This window comes from Clostridium gelidum (genome assembly GCF_019977655.1).
Lineage (GTDB): Bacteria > Bacillota > Clostridia > Clostridiales > Clostridiaceae > Clostridium > Clostridium gelidum.
Genome location: NZ_AP024849.1, coordinates 2,842,800 through 2,855,137, shown reverse-complemented (window position 1 = coordinate 2,855,137; position 12,338 = coordinate 2,842,800). Strand labels below are relative to the sequence as shown.

The window sequence follows — 12,338 nt, the reverse complement described above, 5'->3', positions numbered from 1 at the left end:
ATTATGATTAGTATTCGACAAAATTGTGAATTTTCCTTTTTAAAATTTTCACAGGTGAAGGTTTTTAACTATTAAGATGTATATATTTTGCATTACGAATAGAACCGCTTAGTCACAAATTTTATTAAAGATGGCGATAAATAAGTTTCAATTAACATTCCTATTAAAAATAATATTATAATTATAATTAACTTATTTAATATACCATCTAAAAAAGAATTTTTATTTTTCCCACGTTTGAAAAACTTTCCCTTGAATTTTTCTGTAGACATAGACAAACTAATCACACTTAATGCTATAAAACATGGAATATATATTAAATTTTGAGGAATAACAGATACTAAGGCTAGTCCAATTCCCTTGCCTTCAAAAGTAGTTACCATAAAAGAAAAAGTATACCCCAGTGAAAACCCTTTTAATAAATCTAAAATCAATATTATAGGAGCTCCAAAAAAAGTTAAACCTAATATAAATATAGGTACAATTAACAGTATATTTTTCTTAATAACCTCAAATAATAAATTTCCATAGTTAACAGGTTCATTTGCTATAGAATTACTGAAACTAGAAAAATAGTTCATTAAATCATTCCTATCACTAGCTCCCATGTATTTTACAGTATAAAGTCCAAAGGATATTCCTAAACAAAACATTATGAGTACAATAAAAAAATAGGCCTTTTTATCCCTAAAAGTATCATTTAATTTAGTAAGTAAAAAATTCATCTCTTATTCCTCCTTTAGTTACTCTACTTTATACTATGTTTAACATTTAAAGTTTATTCACTCACCTAATTATAAATATGTAAAACTATCATGATTAATTATATCTTGTTTATAGCATATTTAAATTTTGTACATAAAAAACATCTTATGTATATAAAAAAATCAATATACATAAGATTATTCAAATGTGCTATTCAATATACTTAATACAGAAAAAAGGAATCGCTACGATTTGTAACTCCTTTTTCACAAATATTTAAAGATTGATTTTGTTAATTTATTGATATTCACAGTGGTAATCTCTAATACCTTGTTCAACACACTGTACTCCACATATTTAGTATAAGCTAACATCTCATCAATGTTTGTTCTCTTTTCATTTTTACTATACGCTTATATTCATACATACGTTCATCAGCAATCTTTATTAGCTCATCAAATTCCCTTCCCTCTCCAGGAAAACTAACAATGCCATAACTATAGCTGCAAACAATTTTGTTTTCTCGAAAGATTATTGGATTATTTTTAAAGTTCTCAGATAATTCTTCAAATCTATTAATTAAACCTTGAGAATTTTCATTTAAAAAAACTCCGATAAATTCGTCGCCTCCAAATCTTCCTATAATATCAAAGTCTTTAACTATACTACTTAAGCCTTTTGAAAATGCTTTAATCAATTCATCACCAGCTAAATGACCATAATTATCATTAACAAATTTCAAATCATTTAAATCAAAAACTGCTACAAAAAATTCTTTTGTATCTAAATTCTCATTATAAATATCAGTATAAACTAATTGTTCAAAATACCTCCTATTATATATATGGGTTAATTTATCGTATCTAGATAAATATAGAATTTCCTCATAAAGTTTATGTTTAGATATGGCAATGGCAACTTGATTTCTCATGTATTCCATTAATTCTAAATCACCTTCGTCAAATATATTATTATACTCACTGTCAATATTAAGAAATCCATACAATTCGCCATCTATAATAATTGGCGAACTAATAGTAGATTTTATTTTTATTTCTTCTGATGTATCTAACATATTTATATCTTTCATTTCATCAATGCCATTAATAATAACTGTTTTATTTATTTCCCCCCCATTATTAAACCATGCAAAGTGATCTTCAAGTTTTACTGAAAATGTTTTAATCTCGTCTTCATCATAACCTTTAGCTACAGCTATTTTTAAATTTTTATCCTTATCTAAAAGCAATACTGAACCATAACTTCTTTCATCAACACAATTAATAACTTCATTAAGTATTAATTGAAGTAAATCATTAATATTAGATATTTCATTAATAGAATAACCTATCTTAAGCATAGCTTCTTTTAACTTTGATAATTTCTCTATTTTTTCTCTATTCTTTTTTTCTTCTGAGATATCCATTATAACGCCAACTACGCCTTTATTATTCCCCTCTTCGCTTACAGTAAGTGATTTACTAAAAATCACATCATGATCTGTACCATCATTATGCCTAAGCTTTGCTTCATAAATTTGAGATTCTTTTGTCTCCATTAAATTCTTATCTTCTTTTTCATAAGCTTCTGCTGATTTCTCTTCAAATACTTCATAAGAAGTATTTCCTATAAATTCTTCTTCCTTAATTCCTAAATATTTTGTTAACGCAATATTACAATGATTATATACTCCCTGTTCATCTTTAGAGTATATTGGATAAGGAATTGCATTCATAAGAATCTCAAGAAAATTAAGACTATCAGACAACTTTTTCTGCTGCAGTTCCATCTCAGTAATATCATTAAAAATTAGTATTTTTCCAATGCTTTCACCAGTATTTTCATATACATAGTTAATATTCATATTATAATATCTTAATTGATCTTTATTTTTTATACTTATTAAACTTTCATTATAAGAATCACTATTTACAGCTTTTAGTATTGTTTCATATTTCTTTAGTACCACATCAATTTTTTGATCACCGGGTTCTATATCCTTCAATTCTGAAATAATATTTTTTGATGAATTGTTAAAATTAACTATATTATTTTCAGAATCTAGTATAATTACCCCATCTAGCATATTAGAAAAGACTTTCTCCAATGCTATTGGTGTAAGTTTTATAAGTTTAAATTTTAATATGGCAAAACTGGAAATTATTCCCGAAAAAGAAAATGCAAGTGGACATAAATCAACATCAAAGGGTATCAAGTGCATCATATAAACAATATCTGAAATCCATGGAATTACCCAGGCTATTATTAAAAGTAATATCTGTTTTCTTATTATTGATACTGATTTAAAATAAGCTGATATAAAAATTATTAGCCCTATAACCATAATAGCATATGTATAAGCAATATTTAGCCAATACCAAGGTCCTTTTATTAGTTCTACAATTGGGAAAATACCATTATTGTTCATATATAATTTTTTATAAAACATATGATGAAAATCATTTGTATAATTCATTATTAATGTTATAACAGGTACAATATTTAGTAACATGAAAGTACTCTTTTTAATTTTCTCCTTATGCCCAGTAAAATTAAGTGCAAACATTAACCAAGCTACAGGTAAAAATGCCACACCAATATATTCTATTTTAATCCAAAACTTTACCCATTCAATACTTGTACCTAATATTTCTAAGCCATATCCAAATGCATAAATTGATACCGGCATCAAAGATATAGAAACATATACCATCTTTCTTTTCCATGAAAAATATCCTATAAAAAGTAGCATTAATGCTGATACTAATAACATAAAACTAAGTACATTATTTAAGTTCAAAAAAATCACCTCATTTTTCTATTATACTAAACATTGGTTGTAAAACACTATAATTTTATTGTTATTTTTGTATTTAATTTATTATATATATCTTACTATTAATCTATAAGATTTGAAATATGAACTATTTTAACCCTATTATAATGCCAATTCTATCATTTCATATACTTATCAACCAATACGTAACATCTTTCTTTTGTGAGTTTTTCAAAGATCCCCAAAATAAAACTTTTTCTACTAACAAACTATATTTTCTTAGTAACATACGTGAATATTATTATGGTTATTACACACTAAAGCTGAAGGTGGTAAATTATAGTGAAGAAATTTTTTATTTCATTGTTAGTTTTATTATTCTTATCATTTAACATTATTACCTTAATACCTTTAGCTATAGGCAATATCTTTAAGGAAGGTTTTTATAAACCATCTGATTTTAATCTATCATCAAAACCTATTTATAATATTCAAAATGTTTCTAGTACTGATAATGTTTATGTGCTTGTTTTTGATAAAACTCATTCTTTATACCAATCTATACGAATGGAACCTAACTCTCCAAAGTATGTGTTATCTTTTGACCCTGACTTCAGAATAGCAATAGTTGGTAAAGGAGAAGTATTTTTCTCTTAAAAGGTACTTTTCGAGTGTCTTTTTTTATTTTTCCTTTACCTTAAATTCTAAGTAATATTTACATATTGCATCATATATAAGAATTGCATTTAAAAAAATATCGCAAATTTGAATAATGCGATATTTCAATCTGTTATTTATTCTTATTGATTCATAATAGAAGACTATAAATTGTAAAAAAAATGAATACTAATCTTTTCTTCTTTGTACTTTTATTCAAATCCCTTATTCAACATAATTTTTATATATACAATAATTTCTATAATAATGTACACAGTAATCCAGAAGAAATAAATCCATGTGTTACCTAATTGAAAATAAGTATCTTTACAATAAAAAGCACTTAAATCATAAACTGGTGGCAAAAGCCATGTAAGGAATTTAGCTATTATAAACTTGTTATTTATAGGTTCTTTCACTATTGCCACTATGGTAATAAATGTACACAGCAGAATAGCATTTTTCCTTTGCTTAATAATTCTTTGGTTTGCAATAAGTCCAACCAAGCTTCCACTCATGCCTATAAACCAAAACAACATGATTCCAGAGCATATATCAGAAAATACTATACTACGCTTAAATAGTGCAAACCCAGAGCACACATGGATTACCACTGGAATAAATACGGAAAGTAAAGCAAACACCATACTCATCTCTGCCATAATCATTATTTTCCCCAAATAGAAATATTCTTTTTTAGGTAATTTCGCAAAAATCGTTTGATCAATCATTTGATAATTCATATCACCGTACATAACTCCAATGCTAACCATGATGGCAAAAACAACTGAAGAAGCAGCACCAAAGCTACTCAGAATCTCTAATGGTCCCACAGTATAGGAACAACTTATATATGTAATCAATAATATAAATGGAACTACCATTTTACTACTATGAATAAGCTTATCTTTTTCAAATTTGTATATTGCTTTTAACATAATTCCATAATCTCCTCATACTTTATGATATGAACATCTTCTGTCAAAAACAATTGAAATAATTGCTTTGAGTATTCTTTGTCAGCCTCTATTTTGCACATTTCCCCACATTTGCTTATAGTAATCTTTTCTTCTGCTTTTGTATAATCTTGAATTAAATCAGTTATGTTAAATCGTTCATCCTTATACTGTACTAAAAATATACATCTTGGTTTTTGATGACCATAAATATATTCTGTTCCATCCACCAACTTTCCATTTTTAAGTTGCAAGATTCTATCTGCAAGTTCTTCAATTAAATTAGCTTCATGACACGCCATTACTATTGCCATTCCATCTTCTTTTCTTCTACGCATTTCTTCTATAAAATTACACTGAGACATAGTATCTTGCCCTGATAACGGTTCATCCATAAATAATACATCCTTATTACTTATTAGTGCCTGTATAACAGCTACTTTTTGCAAGGTTCCCTTTGACAAATATTTCATAGGAGTATCTAACATGTTCTCTAAATAAAAATCATGATAATATTTCTGCAATATTTCAGGTTTGTTTCCATTTCCCTCCATAGCTTGCATATGCATCATAAACTTAGGAATAGATAAATTTATTTTTTCAAAATGATCAGGTATTAATCCTAATTTTGTATTTAAGCTAGTCCTAATTGTTCCGCCTGACGGCTTTGTAAGTCCAGATAGAATTTTAATCAATGTACTCTTACCACACCCATTTTCACCAACAAGAACAATTGCTTCGCCCTTCATTACAGATAGATTTATATTATCCAGTATAGTGTGGCCATTATATTTTTTACTGATATTCTCATATTTTAAAACTATAGATTCCATTTTAGCCTCCATTTCGTAGCTACTGCTGGAAACACAAATACTTTTATTTTCCCTACTAATAGACACTTATAAATGATCCTTTTACTAATTTTATCCAAAAGTAATTTAAGAATTTTATAACATGTCAATCCATTAGCCATCTTAATTATAATATCTACTATTTCACCAGTATCTAATAATTCTCTATTTATTAAAGTATTTAATGAATATTCTAAAATTGGTATTATCCATATCTTAATTTTTTTTACTCACTGGCTTGCAAGTAATATTATTTTCAATTAAGTTCTTTCTTATTTTATATATTGTATTTTTATACATATTATAACATAACGTTAAGCTTCTTTTCAAACAACAATAAAGAGCCGACCATCGGGGTGCTCTTTATCAGATGGTCGGCTCTTTACTTTATTATATTTCATGTTGTTGATTCCACTTCCATCCAAATCCGGCGTTATCAAAGCTTACTATTCTTGCATACGGCTGCAGTTCCATTTGCAATCTGTAAAAATCAGTAAACGAACTTGGTGTTCTTGATCCTGACACAAAGACAACAGTATTTCTTCCACTTCCTGTAGAATGTATATACATATTGTGATTATTAATATCAAATACTTCTCCCTGAGATAATAATATATTTGTTTCTTTTTCAATAATTATTCTTTGCCAAATTGCTACAATTAAAAGCATTATTATAATTGTAGTGATAACTCGTTTTATTGTTAATTTTCTTTTACCCTCTTTTAATTCTTTTATATGGTCCTCCTTTAGTAAATCCAAACTGTAGCGTTGCATAACAACTTATACTTGAACCATTATAATTATGTACCAATGTAAATTACTATTTATCTTTCAGTTAGTCATAACATATTTTGTAAATACAATAATTTTAAATTATCAAATAATAAGTTTTATTTATCCCATCAACTCTACATATTGTTTTAGTATTATATAGCAAAAAATATCGCAAATTCATATTACTGAATAATGCGATATTTGAAGCTGTTATTATATTGATAATTTCTTATTACTAGAGTTTACACAAATTAATGACTAAATAGTTTTAGATATCTCCTCTAAATTCATAGCTGAAGAAGCCAATGCTTCAATTGCTGATGCTATTTCTTTAGTTGCTATAGATTGATGTTCTCCAAGAGTCGAAGTTTCATTAATAAGCTTTAGCATATTGGCTGATTTTTCTTGAATATTTGCTAAAATTTTCTTGATATCTTTAGCTGAATTTGCACTATTATCTGCCATTTTACGGATTTCTTTTGACACAACAGCAAAACCTAGCCCATGCTCACCAGCCCTAGCTGCTTCTATGGCTGCATTAAGTCCCAATAAATTAGTGTTTGAAGCTATAGTATTAATAAAACTCAAAATATTCTCTGTACCTTTTATTTCATTTACGACATCTTGAGTTTTATCTTTTAAATTTTCTAAATTCTCCGACAATGACATTGCAGAAGATGCTACTTCTTCAGTTGTTGCTGTTATTTCTTCAGCTGTTGATGCAATGTTTTGCGAAACATTTTGTAAAGTTTCTTGTGCGATTAAAGTGGTACATGTTGATATAGCACCTATTAATTTATTATTATCGAAAATAGGAATTGCAATTGCTCTTATAGGAATTCCGTACACTTCACTTGGTAAACTTATGTGAAATTCTTTACCTGTATTAAGGCACTTAGCAACAGAACCTGCTTGTGAAACTTTAGAATTGACAACAATATTTAAGTTAAAAGTTTTACCCTTAACATATTCTAAAATAGTTCCTTTATCATCAGTTATAATTATTGCACAATCTAATGGATTTAGTTTTTTAAATAATTCAAGATTTGATTTTAATGTAGTTAATACGTCCATAAAATAATTCCTCCTATAACAACAGTTATTTACTCTTGTAACTAATTATATCATATTTTATCGATATAGTATTATTCAGTTTTCTTTATATGCCTTATAATGTGGTCTTTCACAATTTTTTTCCCAAAAAACTTCTATTCCCCAATTTTTAATTTCCCGATTGCCTTTAAGCCATTGCATATATACTTCTTCTTCAAAAATTTTCTGCATTTTATCACAAGGAAATTCAGCACATTCACCGCAATAATCAATATCACGTTCTTTTGTACAATCAAGAATAAAGCATCCCTTTATACTACATCCAAGATGTTCTTTGTTGCGACATCCCGAACACTTACCTGCACTATACTTTGCCAACTCTTCTTGAAAGACTTTAAATCGTTCAATCTCATTTGGAGAATGCTTTTCATAAAATTCACAGATACCTTCCGTATATTTTGATAATTGTTTTGCTGTTTGAGAAATCACCCCATCTTCATAAGCAATACAGGTATGACACATCAAAGAACATGGAGCTATTTTTTCTAGTAATCCTTTTTTCTTCACACGCTCATCCTTCTTTTTACATACATATATTCGAATTATAATTTGTCAGCTTTTATATATTTTATTTTTAATATGAAGACTGGCTTGAGTATGCATTATCCAATGCCGCGAAAATGGCATTAGAATTAAGCCCTGAATATTTTTATTACACCAATAATCAATTAACCAAACAGCACTTTCATCATTACTAACTACATCCAATGACTTAATCAACTCTTTATCTTGTTCAGTCATTTTTATTTTTAAATCCTCATATGAAAGTCCTTTTAATAATTGTGTTGTCGAAATATCAACTTCACTAATATATTGATATAATTTATCCAAATTTAGTTTTGATGAAAATATTGAAATTTCTTGTTTGACCAGTTCATTACCAGTTGTCCTAATAGATGACTTCATTCTTTCACGATAGTTATCTTTAAAAAATATTTGCTCTCTTTTTTTTATCAAAGAATTAGATACTATGTCTTCTATTCTAAAAATATGGTACAAAGAATAAGCAATTGTTTTATTATGATATCCTTTCGCATTGATAAAAGGCATTGCATTAAAATCTTCTCTATTCAATACTTCCTTAAAACCTATTATTTGTTTCATCAATTCTTTTCTTAACTCTAATAACGTGTTAATTCCTGCATAAAAAGTATCCTTTTTCTTTAGCTGTATATGCATTTTTTTATTTAAATCTGACAATTCGGCATTCATAAAATCACCTCTACAAATTATAATTTATCTTTGATTCCTCAAGCCGCTGTACTAAGTTTCCATCATTTATATTAGCTGTATATAAAATTTTACCATCATATTGTGTATTATTTTTCTTCGGTGTTATTTTTAAAGTATCATTTTCTATAACTACTCTTTCAATCTGATTTTGATTTAATAAATTTATAAATTCAGAATAACTTATCTCATTACTTGTAATTTCTTTTGTGTAATTGAAAATCATAATTGATGAAATCAACATAATTATTATAATACTAGTTATTATTATTTGACTCTTGCTTTTAATTATCTTCATATACTTTTAATCCTTTCATACTAATTGCATAATATTCTATATAATTTTTTTCTAGATTTATTAACTTCCCATTTTTGACATTATATCTATATAAAAACATCACTATTTCATTCCCATTCAAAAATAAAATAAGCATACACCATCTCTTCATTCAGAAATAGCGCATCCTTATTATACCACAATTTTACATATTATTCTTTATTTTGCCACCTAATTTTCCATTATTTTCTCAAAATATTTCATCTACTTTATGTTTTTTAACTTAAGTTAATAAATATCTAAATCATAAAATAATATATTTTACTAACCCTTCACCACAACTAATAACATTTTAAATTTTTCAGTTGCCACTAATCCATGAGTAATGTTAGCGATCATTACTATAAAGTTTCCTTCTATAACAATTACAGGGTCATTATCTCCAATTGTTATAGTAACTTCACTTTCTGACACATAAACGAATGCATCTCCAGGTGCTGAATGTGCACTTATTTCCTCTGCCTTGTCAAATGAAAATAAAGTTATGATTACATTTTGTGTTTGGACTAATATCTTGCTAACTACTTGTCCCACTGCATAATTCACATCTTCTTTAAGTGCTAATACCTTTACAAATATTTCTTCTACAGTTGTTTTTGGTTTTGCCATTATAATATTCTCTAAAATACTTGCTTTTATAAGCCTTGTATTTTGAAATACAAAAGATACTTTATCTATTAAAATCCAACAACAAATTCTTTACCCAAAAGACCATTCCATAATAGTACTTTCACCATCTCCTAATGGCATGACTCCATCAGTAAAACAGCAAATTGAATTGTCTATAATTTCTTCATCTATGGAATTAATATCTGATGCTTTACCTCTTTTCTTATTTTTATTGTTCTTCTTATTTTGCAGTATTATAGGCTCTTTATCTTGTAATTTATCACTGCTATTTTTATCGTTCATACTATCATTAACTTTGCTAATATCTCCATTAGTAATTTCTAAATTCTCTCTATTAACATCTACTAAATTTTCTGCTCCATTTTCACTTATTTTATTAGCTGATTCTTTATCTTTATCCTCATTTGTTACAACTTTTGAATTGTCATTTGGCTGAACTTCTATGCTCTTTACATTATCATTTTTATTCTCAGATATATCTTTTTCCTTAACCTTAATATTTTGATGCTTAGCAAAATTTTTCACTCTATAAATCTTATCTTCAGCAATTTCAATCATTTCTAATTCCATAAATACATCTAATGATAATTTGATTTGAGCGATATCCCTATTAAACTCTATTGCTAAAGTCTCAATTGTATATGGAATGTTTTTTGAAAGATATAAATCCCCGTATAAATTGACCTTTCCTGCTAACATTACAATTCTATTCCATACATAATGAATAACATCTCTTTCTGGCTTCATATCTATTATTTTAAATTTAGTATCTTCATGCATATCTACTCTGAATTTTACATATTTTCTTTCTCTCATTATTATCATTCCCCTTAAATTTTATTTTTGCTTGTATACTAATATCAAATATGTTGTTTTAATTATGTCTCCTAATTAATATATATGCATTAATAAATAAAATCACAGGATAATTCATAATTTTTTTCTATTAAAATACTACAATTTTTTTATTTTAATTTTAATTAATATAACTATTTTCATTTTTATAACTCCTATACTACTATCCAACATTGGATAGTGACTTTAATAATTTATCCTATCTAAAAAAGATAGGATAAATTATTATTTACTCAACTTTTTAATTAGCTCTTCTAATTTTTCTTGTGCATTTTCTGGGTTATTTAAGATTTCTTGTTTTAAACTTTCGATGGAATCCTTTGTTGATGCTTCTATTGTCTCAGCATTTGAAAAATCAAAATTTGAAATGAGCTTTGAAATTTCATTACTTACAGTAAATTTACATTCTGACACATAAACGAATTCATCTCCAGATGCTGAAAAAAATAAAGCTCATCATTACAAAATAGTAATAACAAGCTTTTGTCTTAAATATAATCTTTTAAGCCTTCTTCATCTATAATTACAATAGTCTTTGTTCCCACTATTTTTATTAATTTCTCATCTTCAAATTTCTTTAATTTTCTACTTATAGTTTCCCTCGTTACTCCAATGAAACTCGCCATCTCTTCTCTTGATAGTGGTAATTTTATAGATATATTATCTTCCGTAATTTCTCCGTACTTCTCCATTAAATCAGTTAATAAATAAGCCATTCTTGAATCTACATCATTAGTTGCAAGATTCTGCACAAGGTTTTCTACCTTTGATAATCTCTCTCCTACTGTTTCCAATACTTTTATTCCAATCTCTGGCTTTTTCATAATTATATCTTTCATCTCATCTTTAGTAAGAGTGCATATTTTACAATTTACTATTGCTTTTGAATTAAATCCATACTTAGAAACTTTTATTAATTCTAATTCCCCAAAAAATTCTCCTTCTGAAAGAACATGCAATATCTGTTCCTTACCATCTTTAGTATACTTATATAATTTTATCTTTCCTTCATTTATAAAATAAAGTGTATTTGCTACATTTCCCTCAGTAAAAATAACATCACCTTTAATATATTCTTTATGATTAATAGTATTTACAATCTCTAATAATTCTTCATTATTTAAATTTTCAAATATTGGTATCTTACTTGCACAAAGTCCGCCTCTACAATTATTACAACAGTTGCTACAATGATTATTCATAATATCATCTTCCTTTATTAATGAATATGTGTTATATTCACCATTCTAAATTATTTGGATTTTTCATCACTTTGATTTTGATATTTTTTATCCCAACATCTATTGCAAGTTAAACAACAGCGAGTGGCAAAGTTATGACAATGCATATTATTTTTATTACTATCTAGATTAATATCATGTGTAATTTTTTTCATCCAAATATTCATATTTCTTTTTATTATTTTAAATCCCAAAAAATCATCTCCCTGCATA

At 26.8% G+C, this 12,338-nt stretch carries 15 protein-coding genes; 1 reads left to right on the top strand and 14 read right to left on the bottom strand.

The annotated features are described in order from the left end of the window. Positions 1–92: 92 nt before the first annotated feature. Positions 93–725, bottom strand: a complete 633-nt coding sequence (gene spoIIM, locus psyc5s11_RS12770; protein ID WP_224037941.1) for a stage II sporulation protein M — start codon at positions 723–725, stop codon at positions 93–95. A gap of 347 nt (positions 726–1,072) precedes the next feature. Further along, positions 1,073–3,505, bottom strand: coding sequence for a histidine kinase N-terminal 7TM domain-containing protein (locus psyc5s11_RS12765; protein ID WP_224037940.1), 2,433 nt, complete (start codon positions 3,503–3,505; stop codon positions 1,073–1,075). A 318-nt stretch (positions 3,506–3,823) separates the two neighbouring features. On the opposite strand from psyc5s11_RS12765, the gene psyc5s11_RS12760 reads away from it, so the two are divergent. Next, complete coding sequence (locus tag psyc5s11_RS12760; protein ID WP_224037939.1) at positions 3,824–4,138, top strand: hypothetical protein; 315 nt, start codon at positions 3,824–3,826, stop codon at positions 4,136–4,138. A 212-nt stretch (positions 4,139–4,350) separates the two neighbouring features. Here the strand turns inward: psyc5s11_RS12760 and psyc5s11_RS12755 are convergent, their stop codons facing one another. The 12 genes from psyc5s11_RS12755 to psyc5s11_RS12700 form a co-directional block, all read right to left on the bottom strand. Beyond that, on the bottom strand, positions 4,351–5,076 hold the full coding sequence (locus psyc5s11_RS12755) for a hypothetical protein (protein WP_224037938.1): 726 nt from the start codon (positions 5,074–5,076) through the stop codon (positions 4,351–4,353). Continuing rightward, positions 5,070–5,927 carry an ABC transporter ATP-binding protein gene (locus psyc5s11_RS12750; RefSeq protein WP_224037937.1) on the bottom strand — a complete coding sequence of 286 codons (858 nt, stop codon included), beginning with the start codon at positions 5,925–5,927 and terminating at the stop codon, positions 5,070–5,072. Before psyc5s11_RS12750 ends, psyc5s11_RS12755 begins: the two co-directional genes overlap by 7 nt. 408 nt (positions 5,928–6,335) lie before the next feature. Beyond that, the gene (locus psyc5s11_RS12745) at positions 6,336–6,719 is read right to left on the bottom strand and encodes an alpha/beta fold hydrolase (RefSeq protein WP_224037936.1); all 384 of its coding nucleotides are present in this window, start codon (positions 6,717–6,719) and stop codon (positions 6,336–6,338) included. 258 nt (positions 6,720–6,977) lie between these two features. Then, positions 6,978–7,793, bottom strand: coding sequence for a methyl-accepting chemotaxis protein (locus psyc5s11_RS12740; protein WP_224037935.1), 816 nt, complete (start codon positions 7,791–7,793; stop codon positions 6,978–6,980). A gap of 75 nt (positions 7,794–7,868) precedes the next feature. After that, positions 7,869–8,339 carry a DUF3795 domain-containing protein gene (locus tag psyc5s11_RS12735; RefSeq protein WP_224037934.1) on the bottom strand — a complete coding sequence of 157 codons (471 nt, stop codon included), beginning with the start codon at positions 8,337–8,339 and terminating at the stop codon, positions 7,869–7,871. A gap of 45 nt (positions 8,340–8,384) precedes the next feature. Continuing rightward, on the bottom strand, positions 8,385–9,044 hold the full coding sequence (locus psyc5s11_RS12730; RefSeq protein WP_224037933.1) for a phage head-tail adapter protein: 660 nt from the start codon (positions 9,042–9,044) through the stop codon (positions 8,385–8,387). Positions 9,045–9,054: 10 nt separating this feature from the next. Then, positions 9,055–9,360 carry an ATP-dependent metallopeptidase FtsH/Yme1/Tma family protein gene (locus psyc5s11_RS12725; RefSeq protein ID WP_224037932.1) on the bottom strand — a complete coding sequence of 102 codons (306 nt, stop codon included), beginning with the start codon at positions 9,358–9,360 and terminating at the stop codon, positions 9,055–9,057. A gap of 303 nt (positions 9,361–9,663) precedes the next feature. Further along, the gene (locus tag psyc5s11_RS12720; RefSeq protein ID WP_224037931.1) at positions 9,664–10,008 is read right to left on the bottom strand and encodes a cupin domain-containing protein; all 345 of its coding nucleotides are present in this window, start codon (positions 10,006–10,008) and stop codon (positions 9,664–9,666) included. Between the two features lie 90 nt (positions 10,009–10,098). Beyond that, a complete protein-coding gene (locus psyc5s11_RS12715) occupies positions 10,099–10,845 on the bottom strand; it encodes a phage replisome organizer N-terminal domain-containing protein (protein ID WP_224037930.1) in 747 nt (248 codons plus the stop codon). Positions 10,846–11,109: 264 nt separating this feature from the next. Continuing rightward, positions 11,110–11,298, bottom strand: a complete 189-nt coding sequence (locus psyc5s11_RS12710) for a hypothetical protein (protein WP_224037929.1) — start codon at positions 11,296–11,298, stop codon at positions 11,110–11,112. 74 nt (positions 11,299–11,372) lie between these two features. Next, a complete protein-coding gene (locus psyc5s11_RS12705; protein ID WP_224037928.1) occupies positions 11,373–12,086 on the bottom strand; it encodes a Crp/Fnr family transcriptional regulator in 714 nt (237 codons plus the stop codon). A gap of 50 nt (positions 12,087–12,136) precedes the next feature. Further along, positions 12,137–12,319: a hypothetical protein gene (locus tag psyc5s11_RS12700; protein WP_224037927.1), complete on the bottom strand. Its 183-nt coding sequence runs from the start codon at positions 12,317–12,319 to the stop codon at positions 12,137–12,139. Positions 12,320–12,338: the final 19 nt, after the last annotated feature.